General features: G+C 39.0%; 20 protein-coding genes. 7 read left to right on the top strand and 13 right to left on the bottom strand.

Features of this window, described 5'->3' with window-relative positions; genetic code table 11:
• The first annotated feature begins 269 nt into the window (after nt 1-269).
• Nucleotides 270-845, top strand: coding sequence for a molybdopterin adenylyltransferase (gene mog, locus DES39_RS00325; RefSeq protein ID WP_121143785.1), 576 nt, complete (start codon nt 270-272; stop codon nt 843-845).
• An 87-nt stretch (nt 846-932) separates the two neighbouring features.
• Nucleotides 933-1,403 carry a transcriptional regulator ArgR gene (argR, locus tag DES39_RS00320; RefSeq protein WP_121143784.1) on the top strand — a complete coding sequence of 157 codons (471 nt, stop codon included), beginning with the start codon at nt 933-935 and terminating at the stop codon, nt 1,401-1,403.
• A gap of 16 nt (nt 1,404-1,419) precedes the next feature.
• Here the strand turns inward: argR and nudC are convergent, their stop codons facing one another.
• The 8 genes from nudC to rpsO form a co-directional block, all read right to left on the bottom strand.
• On the bottom strand, nt 1,420-2,214 hold the full coding sequence (nudC, locus tag DES39_RS00315) for an NAD(+) diphosphatase (protein ID WP_121144741.1): 795 nt from the start codon (nt 2,212-2,214) through the stop codon (nt 1,420-1,422).
• A gap of 54 nt (nt 2,215-2,268) precedes the next feature.
• Nucleotides 2,269-3,894 (bottom strand): membrane protein insertase YidC, encoded by a 1,626-nt coding sequence (yidC, locus tag DES39_RS00310; protein WP_121143783.1) that lies wholly within the window; start codon nt 3,892-3,894, stop codon nt 2,269-2,271.
• An 11-nt stretch (nt 3,895-3,905) separates the two neighbouring features.
• On the bottom strand, nt 3,906-4,157 hold the full coding sequence (gene yidD, locus DES39_RS00305) for a membrane protein insertion efficiency factor YidD (RefSeq protein ID WP_245959539.1): 252 nt from the start codon (nt 4,155-4,157) through the stop codon (nt 3,906-3,908).
• Between the two features lie 8 nt (nt 4,158-4,165).
• The gene (gene rnpA / locus DES39_RS00300) at nt 4,166-4,528 is read right to left on the bottom strand and encodes a ribonuclease P protein component (RefSeq protein ID WP_121144740.1); all 363 of its coding nucleotides are present in this window, start codon (nt 4,526-4,528) and stop codon (nt 4,166-4,168) included.
• Between the two features lie 16 nt (nt 4,529-4,544).
• Nucleotides 4,545-4,688 (bottom strand): 50S ribosomal protein L34, encoded by a 144-nt coding sequence (gene rpmH, locus DES39_RS00295; protein ID WP_121143781.1) that lies wholly within the window; start codon nt 4,686-4,688, stop codon nt 4,545-4,547.
• Nucleotides 4,689-4,940: 252 nt separating this feature from the next.
• The gene (murQ, locus tag DES39_RS00290; protein ID WP_121144739.1) at nt 4,941-5,849 is read right to left on the bottom strand and encodes an N-acetylmuramic acid 6-phosphate etherase; all 909 of its coding nucleotides are present in this window, start codon (nt 5,847-5,849) and stop codon (nt 4,941-4,943) included.
• A gap of 198 nt (nt 5,850-6,047) precedes the next feature.
• Nucleotides 6,048-8,192: a bifunctional acyl-ACP--phospholipid O-acyltransferase/long-chain-fatty-acid--ACP ligase gene (gene aas, locus DES39_RS00285; protein ID WP_121143780.1), complete on the bottom strand. Its 2,145-nt coding sequence runs from the start codon at nt 8,190-8,192 to the stop codon at nt 6,048-6,050.
• A gap of 298 nt (nt 8,193-8,490) precedes the next feature.
• Nucleotides 8,491-8,760, bottom strand: coding sequence for a 30S ribosomal protein S15 (gene rpsO / locus DES39_RS00280; protein ID WP_121143779.1), 270 nt, complete (start codon nt 8,758-8,760; stop codon nt 8,491-8,493).
• Nucleotides 8,761-9,087: 327 nt separating this feature from the next.
• Between rpsO and purM the strand changes: the two genes are divergently transcribed.
• The 3 genes from purM to raiA all read left to right on the top strand — a co-directional run bounded on the left by purM (nt 9,088) and on the right by raiA (nt 11,337).
• A complete protein-coding gene (gene purM / locus DES39_RS00275; protein WP_121143778.1) occupies nt 9,088-10,125 on the top strand; it encodes a phosphoribosylformylglycinamidine cyclo-ligase in 1,038 nt (345 codons plus the stop codon).
• A gap of 71 nt (nt 10,126-10,196) precedes the next feature.
• Complete coding sequence (gene purN / locus DES39_RS00270; RefSeq protein WP_121144738.1) at nt 10,197-10,835, top strand: phosphoribosylglycinamide formyltransferase; 639 nt, start codon at nt 10,197-10,199, stop codon at nt 10,833-10,835.
• Nucleotides 10,836-11,007: 172 nt separating this feature from the next.
• Complete coding sequence (raiA, locus tag DES39_RS00265; RefSeq protein WP_121143777.1) at nt 11,008-11,337, top strand: ribosome-associated translation inhibitor RaiA; 330 nt, start codon at nt 11,008-11,010, stop codon at nt 11,335-11,337.
• Between the two features lie 45 nt (nt 11,338-11,382).
• Here the strand turns inward: raiA and ndk are convergent, their stop codons facing one another.
• The 3 genes from ndk to DES39_RS00250 all read right to left on the bottom strand — a co-directional run bounded on the left by ndk (nt 11,383) and on the right by DES39_RS00250 (nt 19,400).
• Entirely contained in the window at nt 11,383-11,805 is a 423-nt protein-coding gene (gene ndk, locus DES39_RS00260) for a nucleoside-diphosphate kinase (protein ID WP_121143776.1), read from the bottom strand.
• Between the two features lie 14 nt (nt 11,806-11,819).
• A complete protein-coding gene (pbpC, locus tag DES39_RS00255; protein WP_121143775.1) occupies nt 11,820-14,153 on the bottom strand; it encodes a penicillin-binding protein 1C in 2,334 nt (777 codons plus the stop codon).
• Between the two features lie 132 nt (nt 14,154-14,285).
• On the bottom strand, nt 14,286-19,400 hold the full coding sequence (locus DES39_RS00250; RefSeq protein ID WP_121143774.1) for an alpha-2-macroglobulin family protein: 5,115 nt from the start codon (nt 19,398-19,400) through the stop codon (nt 14,286-14,288).
• A 290-nt stretch (nt 19,401-19,690) separates the two neighbouring features.
• On the opposite strand from DES39_RS00250, the gene DES39_RS00245 reads away from it, so the two are divergent.
• Entirely contained in the window at nt 19,691-21,100 is a 1,410-nt protein-coding gene (locus tag DES39_RS00245; RefSeq protein ID WP_121143773.1) for a sodium:proton antiporter, read from the top strand.
• Here the strand turns inward: DES39_RS00245 and DES39_RS00240 are convergent.
• Both DES39_RS00240 and ampD read right to left on the bottom strand, forming a co-directional pair.
• Nucleotides 21,090-21,413, bottom strand: coding sequence for a YqcC family protein (locus tag DES39_RS00240; RefSeq protein ID WP_121143772.1), 324 nt, complete (start codon nt 21,411-21,413; stop codon nt 21,090-21,092). The genes DES39_RS00245 and DES39_RS00240 overlap by 11 nt on opposite strands.
• Before the next feature lie 49 nt (nt 21,414-21,462).
• Complete coding sequence (gene ampD, locus DES39_RS00235) at nt 21,463-22,002, bottom strand: 1,6-anhydro-N-acetylmuramyl-L-alanine amidase AmpD (protein ID WP_121143771.1); 540 nt, start codon at nt 22,000-22,002, stop codon at nt 21,463-21,465.
• 177 nt (nt 22,003-22,179) lie between these two features.
• Here ampD and ppdD point away from each other — a divergent pair, with 177 nt between their 5' ends.
• Nucleotides 22,180-22,635 carry a prepilin peptidase-dependent pilin gene (gene ppdD / locus DES39_RS00230; protein ID WP_121143770.1) on the top strand — a complete coding sequence of 152 codons (456 nt, stop codon included), beginning with the start codon at nt 22,180-22,182 and terminating at the stop codon, nt 22,633-22,635.
• The last annotated feature ends 2 nt before the right edge of the window (nt 22,636-22,637 follow it).

Below are 22,637 nucleotides of genomic sequence, written 5' to 3'. Positions count from 1 at the left end.
GATATCTGAATATCTTGATATGCTAAACTAGTGATTTATCATAATTTAGAATCAACACAATATTGCGCACTGATTGATGATTAACCATAATTATTACTTTTTGGCGGATAGCGCAATCAATAGGATGGTTTTAATAAACAAGGCTGCGGTTAATACCTCAGAAATCCTTCCCACCATTAGGTCTTAACAACTGGAATAGGCTTCGCCGCCTTAAGGTGCTTATACCAATGATTATTGCTATAATGGCAGCATAACTGCGTAAAAAGGATATGAATATGTTAAAGATCGGCCTAGTCTCTGTGTCAGACAGAGCATCATCAGGTGTTTATGAAGATAAAGGTATTCCAGAGCTAAAATACTGGTTAACCACTGCCATTAAAGGGGAATTTACCGTTGAAGCAAGGTTAATTGCCGATGAACAACCTTTGGTAGAGCAAGCATTAATGGAATTAGTTGATATGCATTCGTGTCACTTAATTTTAACCACTGGCGGCACTGGTCCAGCTAAGCGCGATATTACGCCTGATGCCACCTTAGCTATCGCCGATAGAGTGATGCCTGGTTTTGGTGAGCAAATGCGGCAAATTAGCTTACACTTTGTGCCAACCGCTATCTTATCTCGGCAAGTGGGTGTTATACGTAAAAGCTGTTTAATTATCAATTTACCAGGGCAACCAAAATCGATTAAAGAGACCCTTGAAGGCGTTAAAGATGCTAATGGCAATGTGTTAGTTAACGGTATTTTTGCTAGCATTCCTTATTGTATTCAATTACTCGAAGGGCCTTATATTGAAACTCAAGAACAAGTAATTAAAGCATTTCGGCCAAAAAGTGCACTAAAATAAAACAAGGGTAATTTAATGATTTTATTTTATGCAAATTTATTGCATAATTATCCGGATTTATGCAATCAATATAGGAATTATTGAGCAATGACAACTCAGCACAAACCAGATGATCTTGTTAAAATATTTAAAGAGATGCTAAAACAAGAGAAATTCAGCTCACAGCTGGAAATTGTACAGGCACTACAAGAGCAAGGGTTTGAACATGTTAATCAATCCAAAGTATCGCGGATGTTAACCAAATTTGGTGCAGTGCGAACGCGCAATGTGAAAATGGAAATGGTTTACTGTTTACCGACAGAAATTAGCGTGCCAACGACCTCAAGTCCACTCAAGAATTTAGTGCTCGATATCGACTATAATCATTCAATGGTGGTGATTCACACTAGCCCAGGCGCTGCTCAGCTAATTGCACGATTACTTGACTCGATCGGTAAATCAGAAGGCATTTTAGGATCGATTGCGGGTGATGATACGATTTTTAGCACACCAACTAATGGTTTTACTGTTAAAAAATTGTATCAAACGATTCTCGATTTGTTTGAGCAAGAGCTATAAGCCTTGCTCAATAGATTTATTCGCCAAACTCGTCATATTCACGGCACAAAATAACCGTATCTTCAATTAAACGCCGAGCGACAGTGCCATATTCTGGAATTTTAGGCAGTTCACTATAGTGATACCAATGTGCTTCAACCAATTCACTGGGATCAACGCTAATTTCACCGTGATCATAATCCGCTAAATAAGCCATCATCATTGAATTAGGAAACGGCCAAGGCTGCGAAGCCACATATCGAATATTCTTGATCGCCACTTTCGACTCTTCATAGACTTCGCGCACAACCGCTTGTTCCATCGTTTCACCGACCTCAACAAATCCCGCTAAAACCGTATACAGATCTTCTTGAGCATGTCTGGTGTGCTTCGCAAGTAAAATTTTATTTTTATTGCGAATGGCAACGATAATCGATGGCGAAATTTGGGGATAGTAACGCTGATGGCATTTCGCACATAAACAACACCACTCAGTGGTACTTAAATGCATTTGGTGGCCACAATAACCACAATATTTATGTGAACGATAAAATTCGGCCAATTGTACCGCACGCCCAGCCATTAAAAACAGCGCCTGCTCACTACTGCCCAGCAAAGGCCGAATCGATCCCATGCTGTGTTTCATCTCTTTACAAATCAGCCAAGCAATTTGCCCTTGCCATTCGCCAATTGGCTGCGCGCTATCACCGGTAAAATCAAAATCCTTAGCAAGCCCACTTGGTACTTCACCTTTAGGTAACCATAAACGACCATTTTGACTAACAAACCAATAGCCCTGTTCAAGACCCGTTAAAATAATGTGTTGTTGCATATCATTTTTGTCCATAAAAAATTAAGGCAGAGAATGCTCTGCCTTAATGCGATATTATTTTTTCTTCTTATCGTGAAGCCCTTTTTTCTCAAGCTCCCAGTAAATAATACGTTGTTGCACAATCGTAAATAAGTTACTCACGATATAGTATAAAACTAATCCTGATGGGAACCATAAGAAAAACACCGTAAAGATTAATGGCATAAACGTCATTAATTTTTGCTGCATTGGATCAGTCACCGGTGTTGGCGACATTTTTTGAATTAAGAACATCGTTCCGCCCATTAATAATGGCAGGATATAATACGGATCTGGCGCGGCCAAATCTTGAATCCATAACATAAATGGTGCTTGTCGAAGTTCAACCGAACTACCTAGCATATAGAATAATGCTAAGAAAATCGGCATCTGTACTAATAATGGTAAACAGCCGCCTAAAGGATTAACTTTTTCTTCACGGTACAGCGCCATCGTCTCTTGGCTCATTTTTTGACGATCATCACCATAACGCTCTTTAAGTGCTTGTAGTCTTGGCTGTAATAATTTCATCTTAGCCAATGAACGATATTGTGCACGCGTTAGTGGGAACAAAATACCACGCACAATAAAGGTAATAATGATAATTGCAACGCCCCAGTTACCAACAAAACCTTGGATGAAAGTCAATAAATGGAATAGTGGTTGCGATAAGAACCATAACCAACCATAGTCAACAATTAAATCTAAGTGCTTCGCAGTTGCCGCTAATTGGCTTTGAATTTCTGGACCTAACCATAGTTTAGCGGTAATCGTTTGCGATTGACCACCATTAACCACGGTTTCTTCACCTTTAAAACCAACCGTTGCTTGGCTGCCTTTAGCGGTTGAACGCGTATATAATAAGTTCTCTTGATCTTGTGTTGGAACCCAAGCTGACGCAAAGTAGTGTTGCAACATAGCAACCCAACCGGTTGAAGAGTTCACTGATAAGTTTTTATCTTTAATATCAGCAAAACTGTATTTCGTGTAGTTAGTTTCAGAACTTGAATACGCTGCGCCACGAAATGAGCTTAAACCGAGTCCACCACCGCCCTCAGTTATTACATCAGTTGGTAAGTCAACAGTTTGCTTTAGCTGACCATACATCGCAACTTCAATAGGTTGGGCTGTTTGGTTATTAATATCATAGCTGACATCTAACGCATATTGACCACGCTTAAGCACATAAACTTTAGTGTACGTCACGCCATCTTTCGAATAAGTTAATGGCACGCGTAATTCATTTTGACCATCAGCTAAAACAAACTCTTTTTGCGCTGCTTGATAAGTCGGACGCGAACCTTGTCTTGGGTTATCTGGCCCATTTCTACCCGTTAATCCGCTCTCCGCTATATAAATAAAATCAGGTCGAGCCATTAATAATTGAAATGGCGTATGTGAGTCTAAGGTTTGATCATACTTTAATAACTGTGCTGATTGGACATCACCACCGTAAGTATTGATAACTAAAGACAACACATCGGACTTAACGGTGATGGTTTGTCCAGCAGTGTTTGCAACTGCATCATCATTACTTACCATTTGTTCTGATAACTGATTTGCAGTAGCAGGCTTAGGCGCATGATCTTTGTCCCAAGCTTGCCAGATTAGATAAGAAACAAAAAGTAAAGCAATAATTAAAATGTTACGTTGAGATGCCATTCGTGTTTTCTCTATTGTTTTTTGTCATTGCAAGGAGGAACAGGATCGTCGCCCCCTTCATGTAAAGGATGACATTTTAATACACGTTTAACCGTTAGCCAACTCCCTTTTATCAATCCAAAGCGTTTTAGTGCAATAATTGCATAGTGTGAGCACGTTGGATTAAAACGGCAGTGTGGGCCAAGTAATGGACTAATAAAACGCTGATAGCCCCGAATTATCCAAATAAAGCCATTTGCGCCTAATGAAGTCAATTGTGCCAAGTATAATTTCAATGTTGATTTTTCTGCATTAAAATGAGACGTTGCCATAATTTATCAACGACGGCCCTTAACGCCGAATTATCGAGTTCAGAAGCGGCAGATCTTGCCATTACAATGACATCTATTGCAGGAAGTTCGCACTGTGCCAAACGAAACTGCTCCCTAATCACACGCTTAAGGCGATTACGATCATGTGCATGCTTAATTTGCTTTTTGGCAATTGCGAAACCGATTCGGCAATGAGTTAAAGAATTTTCTCTGGCAACAAAAGTGATATATGGTGAACTTACCCGAATAGACTGGTTAAAGACGTGTTTAAAGTCGGCGGGAGTTAGCAAACGTAACTCCCTGCTAAAGGTGAGCAAATTAATCACTCAACTTTACATATTAGCTAGATGATACAGTTAAACGAACGCGACCTTTAGCGCGACGACGAGCTAATACTTGACGACCATTTTTTGTAGCCATACGAGCACGAAAGCCGTGAGTACGATTACGCTTTAAAACTGATGGTTGAAATGTACGTTTCATGACGATTTATACCTAAATCAAATTATTAACAATGAGCGGAGACAAACTCCACTTTGGTTATAAAGAGGTCGAGATTATAGAGGTAAATAACAAGATAGTCAACGAACTTTGTCGCCTTTTTATTGTAATAAAACGAACCCTATAATTTAGTTAATCCAATCGCGGTTTCTAATCTTAAGCTGGTAATAGTAGCCATAAATATTAAATAATTATTTCTAAAGCACAATTATTATATTAATACCGCTTCTTATACTAGCACGCATCAGACAACACTTTACGGATAGAACCACCGCACTGGTTTAATAACGCTTTAGCTTGCTCCGCGTCAGTATGCGTTAGAATCATTACAATCGCCGTTTTACAATCCCGCTTAGTTACAACTAATGCTTGCTGAGCTTGTTGCCGAGTACACGACGTTGCTTGCATGACAATGTTGATTTGCCGTTCAACTAATTTGGCATTAGTCGCCTCAACATCAACCATCAGATTACCAAATACCTTACCGATTTTAATCATACTGCCAGTCGTTAGCATATTAAGTACAAGCTTTTGCGCGGTTCCCGCTTTCATTCGAGATGAGCCTGTAATAACCTCAGGCCCAACAACGGGGGTAATTGCAATATCCGCTAAACTAACCATTGGTGAATTGGGATTGCAGCATAAACTCACCACCGTTGCATTTAACGATTTAGCATAATTCATCGCGCCGATCACATAAGGGGTTCGGCCACTCGCCGCAATGGCAACTAATATATCAGCTGCTGTAAATCCAACCGATTGTAAATCCTGCTGGCCAAGAGACTGATTATCTTCAACATTTTCAACCGCCTTAAAGATTGCCGTATTACCGCCAGCGATTAAGCCAACGACTTGTTCGGGCGCGCTGCCAAAAGTTGGTGGACATTCACTTGCATCAAGAATCCCTAAACGTCCAGATGTACCGGCACCGACATAAATTAAACGGCCGCCTTGTAAAAAAGCGTTAGCAATCTTATCGACAGCTAACGCGACTTGCGGTAACACTTGTTCGACAGCGAAAGCGATTGTTTTATCTTCATTATTAATGACAGTGAGCATATCAAGAGTCGATAGTTCATCGATCTGCTCACTGGCGTGATTACGGCTCTCAGTGACCAAATGAGAAAGATTAATATTTTGCATAATATAGCGGCCCATCATGTTGTTAAATTATTTATGTATAAAATCAAAGAAGCGAAATTATCACTGAAACCATCGCTATAATAGTGTTGCCACAATGTATCGGCTTAATAAAGAGAGATTATTCATAATAATCCTCTAGAATTATAGCGATAATGATGAGCATACCGCTATAATAATTTAGATTAGCAAACGGATCGTTTAACTTTTATCAGCCATCTGTCTCAATGTAACAAAATCGATTTTACCCGTTCCGAGTAAAGGCAGCTGTTTAATAACACGAATATCTCGTGGCACGGCTAATGCAGGAATACCCAATGTTTGTGCTGCTTGATTGAGCTTGTCTCGGTTCACAGTATCAGATGTAGTAAATAATACGATCGCTTCGCCTTTACTTGCATCGGCTTTAATCGTCGCGCCATGCATTCCTTGAGCATCAACTGCTTTAGCCAATGATTCTACACTTTCTAGTGACACCATTTCTCCAGCAATTTTTGCAAATCGTTTAAGCCGACCTTTAATCGTAATAAAACCATCAGAATCAATATCAACAATATCACCAGTATCGTACCAGCCTTTGGTCACATTACCGTCTTTATCAGTCGCACTCACCGTGACTAATTTACCTGGCTGTTCAAGTAGCAAATAGCCTTTCATAACATTAGGGCCTTGTAGCTGTAACCTTCCCCCTGATTGAATACCATCGACAGGAACAATACGAGTACGCATGCCTGGTAAAACTCGACCAACTGAACCACGTTTATATGCCATTGGTACATTGAGTGACACAACCGGCGCACACTCGGTTACGCCATATCCTTCTAAAATACGAATACCAAATTTATTTTTCCAAATATCACGCGTAGCATCTGATAATCGCTCTGCTCCTGCAACGACATAACGTAAGCGCATAAAATTATCAGGATGAGCATAACGTGCATAATTAGCAAGAAATGTTGGTGTACCAAATAGTACCGTGCAATTTTGATCATAAATGATTTCAGGTACCATTTTATAATGCAGCGGATTGGGGTACAAAAATGTCTGACTACCAGAATACAGCGGTAAGAATAATCCAGCCGTCAAGCCAAACGCATGAAATAAAGGTAACGTTGACATAAATCGATCAGTTGGCATCGGATCAATCACGCTGCGAATCTGCTCAACATTCGCCAACAAACTACTATGAGAATGAACAACCCCTTTTGGATTACCTTCCGAGCCGGAAGTAAATAGTATTAACGCCTCTTCTTCAGAGTTATGTGCTCGCGTTAGCAAGCGAGGTATAAATTGATAAATAAAAACCGATGCTTTATTTACTAACGTTAAATCCGCTTTACAGTCTTCCAAAAAACACCAGTTCACATCGTTTATCTCGTGCAAGAGATGATCCAAATTACCTTTGTTCAAAAATTTTCTTGAGGTAATAATCGTTTTAATTTGTGCAGACTTAACCGCGCAATTTAATCCCTTTTCACCAGCAGTATAGTTAAGCATCGCAGGCGTGCGATTTTTGAGAGATAGCGCCAAAATCACCGATACACTCACAACCGCATTTGGCAATAAAACCCCTACACGCTCGTTTTTTTGGGTCAATTTGTCAAAAATATATCCAAGACCCAATATTTGTTGTAGGAGCTTACGATAACTCAAATTTGTAGTCGTTGGATCTTGAATAATCGGTAGATTAGCGCCATAACGTACTTGTGATTCTAATAGCGCCTCGAAGAGAGTTAATTTAGGACGGCTTTCTATGCGCGCTTGCATCATAATTTGCTGGAGTTTTTCACCGGCAATATACCGCCTTTCGCTCGCTTTTTTAGCGATAGGCATCGCAATATGTTTGGGCTCGAGCACATGCATGGTAATACACGGAAATAATCGGCGGCGAAAGATCCCTTTCAAACGGCTGGTAAATGTCAATTCAGCGCCTTCAATCCAAACCGGTACGATTGTCGCGCCAGACTTTGCAGCCACAAATGCCGCTCCATCATAAATTTTTATTAATGAGCCAGTCAATGCAGCTTTCCCTTCTGGGAAAATAACCACTGCCCGATTTTTATCGATTTGTCGCACTAACTGTTTAATCGCCATCGGATTGGTTGGATTTATCGCGATAAAATCAACATAACGTTTTGCTAATTTAACAAACCAATGATCAATATAACCAGAATAAATAACAAACACCGGCCGAACAGGTAAAAACACGCCTAATAAAATACCATGCAAAAAGGAAACATGATTGGCCGTTATCATCAACTTTTGGTGATTAAAGTGATTAAGGTTACCTTTAACACTAACATGGAAGAGAACTTTTAGAATAATTTTTATAATCGTTAAGACCATGAGGTTATCTCAAAAATATGCGACATTGCATTGTGAAAATAATAGAGAGAAAAAAGATGTACGCAAGACATGAAATCAATCGATTGCTTAATAATTAAACAAAACGCAGTGATTAAATAGTGACTAAAAAACAATAACCATTTAATTTATAAAACTATTTTCTCATTATAGCAATTCAATATTGCGATCGCTTTGAAAGGTGATAATAAATACAATCAATGTGTATTTAATATGCAAAATAAAATGATCGAGATAAAAAAAGGGGTAATAATTACCCCTTTCTAAAAAGCTGACAGAATTAACGACGTAGACCTAATTTTTTGATTAATTGATTATAACGCTCAACATCAGTACGTTTTAAATAATCAAGTAATTTACGACGGCTAGAAACCATACGTAATAAACCACGACGGCTATGGTGATCTTTTTTATGTTCAGAAAAATGACCTTGTAAATCATTAATACGCGCAGTTAAAAGCGCAACTTGCACCTCTGTAGAACCCGTATCATTTGCACCACGACCATGTTCTGCAACGATTTGTGCAACGCTTTCTGTACTTAGAGACATAGTAACTCCTAAAAAATATTAAATTATCAACACCAAGAAAGGCCGATCTCTAATCCAGCGCTTTCCGTAAGAGGTTAAAGATTATAGCTGAATTTAACCAAATTGCAATAAATTGCCTTGATATTTATCAGCACACGATAGACTCGGTAGTAGAATTAGGTATCGTATTGTTCGCACTTAATGTTGAATAGAATTGATTAACTCATTACCTTAACTTCCCATCACCAAAAGAATACAAATTAAGCAATAATCATTATCGCCATAATAAGTTAACACTGTTAGAATATAACTTCATTTCACCTTACAATTGACCTTGAGGGTTTTACTGTGTCAGATAAAACATCTTTAAGTTATAAAGATGCTGGTGTTGATATCGATGCCGGCAATGAATTAGTCAATCGAATAAAACATGTCGTAAAAGAGACTCGCCGTAACGAAGTTCTTGGTGGTTTAGGGGGATTTGGTGCCTTATGTGCAATTCCTCAAAAATATCAAGAACCCATTCTTGTGTCGGGTACTGATGGCGTCGGAACCAAACTGCGTTTAGCCATCGATCTCAATTCGCACGATACCATCGGCATTGATTTAGTTGCGATGTGCGTGAATGATCTCATTGTACAAGGTGCTGAGCCGCTATTTTTCTTAGATTATTATGCAACAGGCAAGTTAAATGTTGATGTTGCCGCAACGGTTGTTACTGGCATTGCCGAAGGCTGTAAACAATCAGGCTGTGCTTTAGTCGGTGGTGAAACGGCTGAAATGCCCGGCATGTATCATGGTGATGATTATGATATCGCTGGTTTTTGTGTCGGCGTAGTCGAAAAAGCCAAAATTATTGATGGCAGCAAGGTTCAAGAGGGTGATGCCATTATCGCTTTAGCATCGAGTGGTCCCCACTCCAATGGTTATTCATTAGTCAGAAAAATTATTGAAGTTAGCGGTGTAAACCCAGACCAAGAACAATTAGATGGCAAGCCTCTTACAGCACACTTGTTGGCTCCAACAAAGATTTACGTACAATCGGTCTTACATCTTATTGAGCAAGTTGATGTTCATGCCATTGCTCATATTACCGGCGGCGGCTTCTGGGAAAATATTCCTCGTGTGTTACCAGAAAACACACAAGCTATTATTAATGAACAGAGCTGGCAATGGCCATCCGTCTTCAATTGGCTACAACGAGCAGGCCACGTTGCTAAGCATGAAATGTACCGCACTTTTAACTGTGGTGTCGGCTTAATTATTGTTATGCCAAAACAATCCGTAGAACATGCAATAAAAATACTCAATCAGCACGGTGAACAAGCTTGGTTATTAGGTGAGATAAAAGCATCCGATTCACCAGAACGTGTCGTGATAAAATAAATACGATAATAAGGCGAGCAATCGCCTTTTTTACCTCTATTTTTAATCAATGCAGAGTATAAATCGTCATGATAAAAAAAATTGTCGTCCTTGTTTCTGGCAGCGGTTCAAATCTACAAGCTATTATTGATGCCTGCCACACCAAACAGATCAATGGCCAGATTGTTGCAGTAATCAGTAACAAAGCAGATGTTTATGCACTTGAGCGCGCTAAACAAGCTCATATTGCAACTCACGTGATTAATCATCAGGATTATTCATCGCGGGAAGCATTCGATCAAATGGTCGCCAAGCAAATCGATCACTATCAGCCCGATTTAATTGTTTTAGCAGGCTATATGCGTATCTTATCGGCCGATTTTGTCCAGCGTTATATCGGTAAAATGCTAAACATTCATCCCTCACTGTTACCTAAGTACCCAGGACTACATACCCATCGCCGGGCCATTGAAGCGGGAGATGGCGATCACGGCACCACGGTACATTTTGTTACCGAAGAGTTGGATGGCGGACCAATTGTTTTACAAGCTAAAGTGCCCATATTTAGCAACGATGAAGAGTCAGACGTGATTGAGCGTGTGATTGCTCAGGAGCACCAGATCTACCCACTGGTGATAAAATGGTTTTGTGACAACAGACTGGAAATGCGCGATGGTAAAGCCTATTTAGATCATAAACCCATCCCCGACTCTGGTTACGGCAATGATTAAGCACAAATAATGATGCGATGATAACTCAGTGATATTTCCTATTTTTTGTAAATTTTCGGTTAAAGGTAACTGAGTTAAGAATAACGTATTGACCTTTTTAAAATAATTTGCCAATGTAGTCAGTAATGAATATTTTGATGGTATTTGTTAGTAAACAGAAAGGAGGTCACTTATGACTTTAAGTATTACCAGTAAACAAATGGATATCACCCCTGCAATCAGAAGCTACATAGAAGAAAAGTTTGCTAAACTTGATAAATGGCATGCGCAGCTTATTAATCCTCATTTTATTTTATCAAAAGAACCAGACGGATTTATTATTGATGCAACCATTGCCACGAAAGGAACTCCGTTAGTTGCCTCCGCAAAACACGATGATATGTACACTGCTGTCAATGAACTGATTAGTAAACTTGAAAAACAGTTAAATAAATTACAACACAAAGGTGAAGCAAGACGCGCCCATGAAAGTATAAAAGATTATACGCCAGAAGAGGTTTAATCTAGCAATCAAGGCACTAATCAGTGCCTTGTTCTTACCAATGACTTAATCAAAAATCTCGTCATCAGCAAAAAAATACGCAATTTCACGCTCAGCAGATTGGGGAGAATCAGAACCATGTACCGCATTTTCAGTAATGCTATCGGCAAAATCATAGCGCAAAGTTCCCGCTAACGCTTTTGCCAGATCGGTTGCCCCCATGACTTCACGGTAACGGCAAATAGCATTTTCACCAGTTAAGACTTGCACAACAACTGGACCGGATGTCATAAATCGCACCAGTCCATCAAAAAAGGGTTTACCTTGGTGCTCCGCATAAAAACCTTCAGCCTGCTCTTTCGTGAGATGAACCATTTTCATGGCAATAATATCTAACTTTGCTTGTACAAGCCGTTCTTCAATTTTACCAATCAACCGTTTTTTCACCGCATTGGGTTTAATAATTGATAATGTTCTTTCTGCACTCATACGGCTCTACCTTATTATTGAATATGAAAGTATATTCTATCAATTTGTCCGCTTTCGTCCAATAATAATAAATCATGCCGACCTTTATCATTAACATTTAAAGTGACAGTAAATGCCGTATTACTGATCGTTTCAGTCATTAAGTTACCATCTAAAAACCACCATCGAGTACCGTTGCCGCCTTGGCTGTTAAGTGTCATTGTAATTTGAGCTTGATTGGGTAGAGCACGCAATACTTCATTAGCGCGAATACCGGTAATTAAAAGGGGAAATGATTGGTTATCGCCGAGTGCCGGACACGATAAATCGGTCGGTGGAATTAAGGTTTGTCGGGTTTCTTTTGCCAAAATCCAGCCTTCTAATTCGATAGGCCAAAGCGCAATCTCTTTTTTAGTTGCCCCTACACAATCAGCATTAACTCTTAATCCTCGTTTATTAATCCAAATCGTAATAGTACCTGAACGGTAGAGATTATTTTTTAACATGTGCAGCTGTTCTAGCGTTGGCGGAATCATGTCATTGACAATCCAAGCCCGTTTTTGCCGATGGCAATTTTCATCCGAGCTATCGAGCTCTTGGCCTGTCGGCCAACAAATATTGGCGACTCGTACCGATTCAGGTTTCGGATCGGTTGGTAAATCACGATTTAAGCTACGTTGCTTATTCAATAAAATCGAATTAACCTGCTGTAAAATGGGCACAGCGCTAAGGGTACCATATTGCCCAACAACTGGTGTACCATCTGGCCTTCCTACCCAAATACCGATAAGATAACGAGGATTGATACCAATTGCCCACGCATCACGATAACCATAGCTCGTACCGGTTTTCCATGCCAAAGGAACAATCGGATTATTTGATTGTTTTAACATAGGAACGGGCTGCAAAGCCAGGATCTGACGAATCACCCATGCACTTCCCTTATTTATCAATCTTTTATCTAATAACGGTTCATCAAGTGTAAAACGTAACGGTGCAACATTTCCTTGCCGAGCAAACGCGCCATATGCACTGACCAACTGATCCATCCTGACCGATACCCCGCCAAGAATATAGCTGATATTAGGCTGATTTTCTAGTGAAGACAGCTCCAAACCAATAGAATTAAGTTGGCTAGTAAAACGAGTTGCGCCGTAAAGCTCCATTAACTGCACTGCCGGTAAGTTTAGTGAGCGCTGCAACGCGTCACTCACGCTCACCGGACCATGATAGTCAGTATCAAAATTCTTAGGTCGGTACTGAGATGATATTCTCGGTACGTCTTGCAATAATGATTCAGAATGAATCATACCGTCATTAAGTGCTAAGCCATATAGAAAAGGTTTCAATGTTGATCCTGGCGAACGGTAAGATTTGATCATATCAACTTGACCAAGGCGACTTGCATCACGAAAATCAACCGAACCCACATAACCTTTTACGGTCATATCAGTATGATCAACCACTAAAATAGCTAATGAGCTTTTAGGCAATAACTGATTTTTCCAATTAAGTGCCATATCTTCAAGTGCATATTGGAGCGGTTCGTCAATGGTCGAACGGATAATTGATTTGGCAGGATAAGATTGACTTAATCGACGCGATAATAACGGCGCTAATCGGGGCGTCTTACGGGGATAAATCCATACTTCTTCTTGTTTAACTTGTGCTATCACTTCAGCAGACCAAACTTGATAGGTTTGTAATCTCGCGAGCACTTTATCCCGTGCTTTTTGTGCCTTATCAGGATATCTGTCGGGTCTAAGGCGACTGGGTGCTTGAGGTATAACGGCAAACAGAGCGGCCTCACTGCGCGTTAGCTCACTCGGTGCTTTACCTAAATATGACCAACTTGCAGCACCGATTCCTTCGATCATACCACCATAGGGAGCCCGATTAATATATAGCGTTAAAATTTCAGCTTTACTGTAATGCCATTCTAATTGTAATGCGCGAAATAATTGCCTAAATTTCCCTATAATTGTGCGCTGATGAGGATCAATAATGCGTGCAACTTGCATTGAGATAGTACTACCACCCGAGACAATTTTTCGATTCGTAATATTTTGATATGCAGCTCGTAATATTGCCAAAAAATCAATACCAGCATGCTGATAAAAATGACGATCTTCGTAAGTTAGCAAAGCTTGTAGATAATAATCAGGAACATCATCTAACGTAATTGGGTAGCGCCAAATACCATTACTGTCGGCAAATCGCCACATCGGCACGCCATTTTGAGCAAGAATCGTCTGCGTAGGCTTTAATTCAGTCATCGGTAAAGGTAATAATGCATCAGCAATAATAAATGCAACGAAAAAAAGAGCAGGTAGAGTCACGGCCGCAAAGAGTAATTTTTTTAGTTTCATGTTGTAATATTAATCGTAAAGATTATGTTGGCATAATGCCAAACACCAAGCACAATACTGCAAAATAAGAAATTATAACTATTTTCAGGTCATAAGCTAAATCACTAGCAAATAACCTGAAGCCGCTTATGTTTAATTAGGGCCGGTAATTGTCATAACACCAATCGTATTACCCACACCATTCCAAGCTGGTTTATACATTGACTCAACATATGGAGAGGGAACAATATACTCCCCTGCTGTAACAGCTCTGGCAAGATAGATAATCTTAGCACTATATCGATCTTTAGCCGTATTGGTATTAATATCAACTGCTGCGACATAACGATCATTGAGATACTCTTGATGTTTAATATTTGTCAAACTGCTTTGTTTAACAAGTTCTCTCAATTCAGGTAGGGCATGTATATCAATGCTGTTATTAGGTAAATTTGGGTTTTCAAGTACAAGTCCAGCGGGAATCATATCGACCACCATCGCATCATTAATCACTCGGCTAGCTGAAACATCTAACATGACTATAGCTAAATCACCAACTTTCAATTCGCTACCTGTTATCAATTTACCTTGAATATCATAATATTGCCTTGAAATAGTTAATATGCCGTCGCTTGCTGTCGGTTTTGGCATTTTCTTAGTATATCCCGATAACAAAAATTGGACATAAAGCGGCGCTGCATTATAAGGATTATGCACACTAATACCTGCGGACAATTCTTTCGGCCCAAGAGTTCGATAGATTGTCTCATTTGATTTTATTTTCTCTTTATTATTTAATAAAACACTAAATACTTCTTGTTGTTGAGGTGGTAAGCTATTCCAACTTACCATAAATAACGTACTTAGTTCTTGAGTAGACAAATACAACTCTGTTTTTAGACTATTTGATAAATCTAATAAATAGTCAGCTTGCATATCAGTAGCTAATTCATATTGAGTCATCAAATTATAGATTTGCGCTTTATCACGAATCACACTACCATAATCCCCCAACCAATAATACTGTGTATCGCGAGGCGTCGATATGGCGATATCGAATAAATCTTGGGTACTGCGATAATTTCCGGTCAACTTAGAAGCAATCGCGAGTTGCATAATAGGTAAAGGTGATAATAATGCACCGTTTGCATTACTTTTTACTTGTTGATATAGCCGTTTAAGCTCGTTACGCATTGCCGGCGTAATTTTCTTTTGCTGTGCTAAAATTAACGCGGCATATGCTTTAGTTGAGAATTCAATATAATCCTCAGCATCAGGATTATAATAACCCGTTAGATTATAAAATGCTGAAGGTTCATACAAATATTGTTCAATCCTTTCCAATGCTTTTGCCAGACCTTGTTGATTAACTTGGTAACCATGTTCTTTCGCACGTAATAAAAATTCTGTCGCGTAAACGGTTAACCAATACTCCTCATTATTCTCTTGGCTCCATAAACCAAAACTGCCATTAGTTCGCTGCATGCCAAACAGATGATCAATTTTCATTTGTACCATGTCACGGCGCTGTTGATCTGAGCCAATATTAATGCCGAGTTTGGCTAGTTGTTCTTCATTAACATATAACAAAGGATATAAACGGCTGATCGTCTGTTCTAAACAATTATATTGGTAATCATATAAGGATTTAATATACCTAGCGAGGTTAAAAGGTAAGTTGTGTGATAGCACAATCTCAGCTTCAACGGTATTATCAATCAAATCGGTTAACACGGACGGAGATAAACTCCAGCCTTCACCGCCGTTGAGAGCAGCTGATGAGATACGTGAGGTAGCTGAATAAGGAGGTCTTACGCCTATGTTCCATGACCGAGCAAGTTGGTAAGTCTGCCCATCAATTAGCTTAATATTACCAATCTCAACGTTAATCTGCCCCTGACCAAATCCATAATGAGCCTCGGTGGTAATTGGCATAACTTTGTGCTCTTGTGGCGCGAGCTGTACTTGGGTTGGAACGTGTTTATTAAGTATAGAAATAGGCCCTTGTGAATGTAAAGTAAGGCTAATATCTTGAACTAAATCAGTCAAGTTTCGCAGCTCGAATGCCAATATTGTTTTATCGCCACCCGCCAAAAAACTTGGCGTTGAGAGTTCAGCAACAATCGGTGCACTGACAGTTATATTTTTTTCGGCATAGCCAAAACGATCTTTATCCCAAGCTTGTGCCATGATACGCAATTCACCATTAAAATCGGGAATAGCCAGATCGATTTCTGCTTCACCACGTGAGTTTAAAGTAATCGTTTTAAGTTGCTGAGCCACTATATTTATAATCGTCAGTGGCTTTTTACCACCAACCGCCATACTATTATTATAACGGTTATCACTATCGCCCCCAAAGCCTATCCCTACTCGTGATCCCGCGCCTTCAATTAGTTTGCCATATACATCAAACTGCTCAACATTGTAGCGTTTACGTCCAAGGAAAGCAGAATAGGGGTCTGGGGTCATAAAATGAGTAATATTAAGCACGCCACTATCGACCGCCGAAAGTAACACCGTAATTTGACGATCTTTAATCGTATTATTACTGACTTTAACCTTCACCTTAACTACTTTTTCTGGATTAACTTTTGGTGGTACATCCAAGGTAACGGCAAGCTGCCTATCTGAAGTATCCATCGGTAAATATAACAGCCCTACTGCCCGTTTGATGGTCTCGAGCGTTGAGTCTGTACTTGGTCTAATAACAATGGCGCTAACATAAATATCGTGTCTTCCCCAATTTTTAATTGGAATCTCAACATCAATGCCCCCTTTTCCCACATTGACTTTTTTCATCCAAAGATTGCCATCATTAGTTTCTAATGAAATATAACCCGACCCACTGACTGGCGCATCCATGTGGACTTTAGCTGTGTCACCAGGGCGATAAGATGACTTATCAAGCGTTAATTTAACTTGGTCTGGGCGGACCTCAGCGCGATGATCGGCGTTATCACCCCAGCTATAGCCACTCCAAAATCGAACGCTACTCATTAGAGCGCTTTTGGGATCAATAACTTCAATACGATATGATCCAGAATCATCGGGTAAAAAACTCACTTTACCAATACCATTCTCAGCAATTTTAAGATTATCGTCTAAAACAATAAACTCTTTCGAATCATATTTTGACTGCCATCCTTCACTATCAGACCAACTCCAATAGTAATCTCGTCTTTCTTTAACGATTCTGACAATCAGTTTGTTTGCTGCCAACTTATTACCATCTTGATCGACATAAGCCACTTCAAAATTCGCATTCTCACCAAGTCCAAGTACCGGTGCGCTGACATACTGACCAAGTGACCAATCATAGTACTGACTTTGACCAAACAGTGGTCGAATGGCCGGCATACGTTCAGCAGGCCAGACAGATTGTGTTGCTTTTCGAATAATCGGCCGACCGCCAACATCAAGTATGCTGGCTTGCAACGTAATATTAATTGGCGATTTAATATCACTCCAATTTTGCTTATCAATGGTCATATTTGCGAAACCTTGGCTATTTAGTGTTTGCTCAATATGATTGATCTGTCGAACTAAATTGGCCTCAGTGACAGAGCCAATTTGAAAATCAGTAAGTTGCGGAACTTGCCGCTCTTGTGCAGTGGCAATAATCGCTTGAAGTTCATTACCAGATGCCGGGGCACCATATAAATACCAACCTTTTACAGTGAATGACGCATTTTGACTAGTCAAAATCGGTCTGACTGATTCTGACTTTAAGGTTATTGCCATTCTTTCTGGTAAAAAATCTTCCACTGAAAAATAATGATAACGATAAATATCATCGCCCAAATTGAACTTAAATAGCCATTTACCGGTTGCAGCATTGGCTGGAATGATAAATTCTGTTTGATAAAAGCCACTGTTGGCATTTACACTTTTCCATACAAAATCTTTAATTATTTGTCCCGTAGGGCTAATAATTTGTGTTTTTATCGGTTGTTCCGGCAGTAATTGACCATCAGCATCACGCAATAGCGCATTTAAATGGACGATTTCATTAGGATGATACAGATCACGAGGTCCAAAAGTAAAAATTTGTTTTTGATAAAAAGGAGCGCCTAAAACATTAAATTCACTGAGATCTAAGGCGTGATGCTCAATGTCAACAAACGACATCTGATGACCATCACTTGCAGTCACTAAACGATATTGCACATTAGCATTTAATTTTAATTGTGCATAACCTTGCTGATTGGTTCTAACTGTCACCGGACTGCATTGCTTATCTTTTTTTGAACATAATGCAGTTAATGTTATATCCGCCAATGCACTACCATCGTCGAGACGGTGTGCAAATGCTGATAATTTCCCTTTTTCATACTCATGCACAACAATGCCAATATTGCTAATTGAGAATATTGTCATCGGGTTAGAATAGTTATATTTACCTGACTGATTTAGTATCGCAATATAGGTTCCTTCCGCCTTAAGTGCCTCAATATGGCCTAAATCTATAATCTTATTTTCTTGAATATTCAATCGCGGAGTCAGTTCAAATCGTGCAGAGTAAACGAGATCTGCATAAGATAGTGTGCTCTCAGCATCCCATACCGATAACTGCTTTGCTGAGCTATAATTTTGCATAAAATCATGAATCTGATCTGACTTAATGCGGAAAAAATTGACATCAATTTGATTCACATTCAACGTCGTAATAGGCAGCCCCGTCATCGATTTACTCGGTAATAACGACCCATTACTAGTAAATCCAACCATCGGACTGCGATGACGCGTTACTAGTGTTTTTTTATACTGCATTTTGAGTTGTTTGCTATTAATCGCTGTCAGTGATTTATCAATGCTTAATGTTAATTTTGTACTCGGAGCTAAATAGCGATGGCGTAGTTCTCGTCCATTACTTGATAATTCCCAGTGACCATCAACATCACCTTTCCCCTCTTCAACTAAACGTAGTAAACGATTAAAATCTTGCTTCGAATCGAGTGGGATTGAAAAGGTAATAACCAACGTACTTGCCCCATCGATAATCATTTCGGCGCTATCTAATACTGATAATGGTTTATTGCTGTAGTTTTTTTGTAATGTCTCATCTAGCACCAACTCTCCGTTTTCACTAACAGGAGTTGCAGATGAGATACTGTCGGAATAATCAATCGGACTATTATCAGATTCAATAATAATACTATACTCACCGTTATCGGTTGAGCTATTTACCGATTTATCTGTATTATCGCAGCCCCACAATAACAATGATATGCAGCACAATAATAAGTAGTTAATCGAGCACTTCATGACCTTAGATATTCCTTATTTCACAACACACTACATACTGAAACCCAAGCAATCTTACACTCAAAATAATGGGAATCACAATTGAACAATCGCCTACATCTCTATCATATCTAAAATTACCAGAGAACTCTATTCAAAATTCGCTACCTCGCCTTTAATCGTATCGAATAACCATTATAGATAATCAGATAAGATTAGTAAAAATAACGTGTATAGCAATAAAAATCTAATTTAACGGCAAAATTTTGTTAGAATGCTTTTTTTGATTACATTGTTTATTGGAAAATAGCATGTTCACCCGAATTATTGTTCTACTAAGTTTAATGTGTGTATTATCTAGTCCGGTTTATGCTGCAGGCTTTGATGCAACAACATTATCGTTAGGCTGGGGAATTCCGTTTCTCGCCATTTTATTATCAATTGCGCTTTGCCCGTTACTATTACCAACTATTTGGCATCATCATTATGGTAAAATTGTTGCCATTTGGACACTGTTGTTTATTATTCCTTTCACCATAACATTCGGCTTTGATAGTGTGATTGCAGTTGTTGCCCATGCAATATTGGAGGAATACATTCCTTTCATTTTATTGTTATTAGCCCTGTTTACTGTCTCAGGTGGTATATTAATCAAAGGTAATTTACAAGGCACACCAAAATTCAACGTTATTTTACTCACTATCGGCACAGTACTGGCCTCACTTATGGGCACAACAGGCGCGGCAATGTTGATGATAAGACCGATTATTCGAGCCAATGATAATCGTAAACATCGAGTACATGTCATTATCTTTTTTATCTTTTTAGTAGCTAATATTGGAGGAGGACTAACACCACTTGGTGATCCACCGCTCTTTATCGGTTTTTTGAAAGGCGTTGACTTTTTTTGGACAGTGAAACATATGTTTCTTCCTGTTTTATTGACTGCGATCTTATTGCTAATCATGTTTTACTTTATTGATAATTATTATTATAAGCAGCAAAATGAAAAACTTGATAAAGATCCAACACCTGATAAAGCAATCAAAATTTATGGTAAACAAAATTTTATTCTTTTAGCCGCCGTAATCGGTACAGTGTTACTTTCAGGTATTTGGCAATCGAACATGACTATCACCATTTTAGGTACACCACTTGCGTTACAAAATATTGTTCGTGATTTATTATTTGTAGCGATCTCTTTGGTATCGATCGCCATAACACCAAAGCAAATTCGCTCTGCTAATCAATTTAACTGGGAACCAATTTTAGAAGTAGCGAAACTATTTATCGGTATTTTTATTACCATTGTGCCAGTTATTGCCATTTTACGTGTCGGATATGATGGTCAACTATCATCGGTAGTTTCACTCGTTACCGATGATAATGGTGGGCCAATTAATACAATGTATTTTTGGTTAAGTGGTATTTTATCAGGCTTTTTAGATAATGCTCCAACCTATTTAGTGTTCTTTAATTTAGCATCCGGTGATGCAAATACCTTAATGGGGCCACTTGAAGCAACATTACTTGCGATATCAATGGGCTCGGTGTTTATGGGCGCCTTAACCTACATAGGTAACGCCCCTAATTTTATGGTGAAGAGTATTGCCTGCCAAAACAAAATCAATATGCCCAGTTTTTTTGGCTATATGAAGTGGTCAGTAGGAATTTTAATTCCCGTATTTATTGTCAATACACTCGTGTTCTTTATTGTTTAACTAACTGATCTAACTGTTTAATTAAGGAGAGAAGCACGAGTGCTTCATCTTCTTCTTTTAACGCTTCCTCAAAATAAGGATGTAATACAAAATTGCGAGGTAGCGTTGCATCCGCATCAATTAGCGCACGCATTCTTGGTAAAAAAATCCACTGCAACCATTCATAACATGACATCATATCGAGTGCAAAGGGCTGCTCACTCAAAAAAGCCTCTGGTTTGGGCGGTAAGCTTTGCCACAACGTCTTTTGTTGCATAGCCGTTTCAATTTCATTAAGTAGTTGTAATACAGATTGATTAAAGGTTATTGACATAAAATAATTCACCAAACGAGTTTAAGATTAAACCAAAAACATATCTTTGCTATGTAATGAGTGAACGATAAAGCGGCCAATCAAAAAACGGACCGGGATCGGTTTTGCGACTAGGCGCAATATCACTATGGCCAACAACATGTTTAATGGGATAATATTGCTTTAACAGTTGAGTTATTTCAACTAATGTTGAATATTGGCTAAGCGTAAATGGCTCAAAATCACATCCCTCAAGTTCAATACCAATCGAGTAATTATTACAATTATCATGGCCATCAAACTGAGACTGACCGGCATGCCACGCTCGCTTATCAAAAGAGACAAATTGCGTCACATGACCATTACGGCGAATAAATAAATGCGATGAAACTTGTAACTGATAAATTGTTTGAAAGTACTCATGTTCACTAGGATCTAGTCTACCCGTAAAGAGCTGTTCGACATAATCACCACCAAATTGATTGGGCGGTAAGCTAATGTTATGAATAACAAGTAACGAGATCATTTCACCAATCGGACGATCATTAAAATAAGGAGAGGGAACAAATTTCACACCTGCTAAAAATCCCTGTTGAATCTTTGAGTACATATTCACCTTTAAAAACAATAATCTTGCTAACTTGATCGCACAATTATATCACTCATAGCCAAGATTCAAAAATCTTTGCAATAAACATTCAATGAATATGGATAAACATTATCATTTATTACTCAATAGTCCCAATATTTAAATATCAATATCCGATCACTCTAAAAAGGATCTCTCATGCCAATATCGGCTAACCATGTCCCATCTCAAGGTGGTTTTACCTTATTTGAATTAATGATTGCTATTGCTGTGATTGCAATTCTAACTGCAATTGGCGTACCCGCCTATCAAGGATATGTTCAAAAAGCAGCCATGACCGATATGCTGCAAACCATGGTGCCTTATAAAACTTCAATTGAAATTTGTGCGCTGCAACAAGGTCATTTAGCTGATTGCGATAGTGGTAACAATGGTATTCCACTAACTAAAACCACCTATTACGTCGCCGCCATCAGTGTCTCTGCTGGCGTGATAACCTTGGTTGGTCAAGGTGCTTTAACGGGTCTAACCACAACACTAAAGCCAACAATTAATACGGTTCATGGTCACTTAGATTGGCAGAAAAACTGCATCACGACACCGATTAATACCAGTCTTAATGATGCATGCAATGCTGTTTTTAGATTTGAATAAAT

The sequence above is a fragment of the Orbus hercynius genome, assembly GCF_003634275.1.
Taxonomy (GTDB): domain Bacteria; phylum Pseudomonadota; class Gammaproteobacteria; order Enterobacterales; family Orbaceae; genus Orbus; species Orbus hercynius.
The sequence above is the reverse complement of the archived record's forward strand: the minus strand, read 5'-3'. Positions and strand labels throughout refer to the sequence as shown.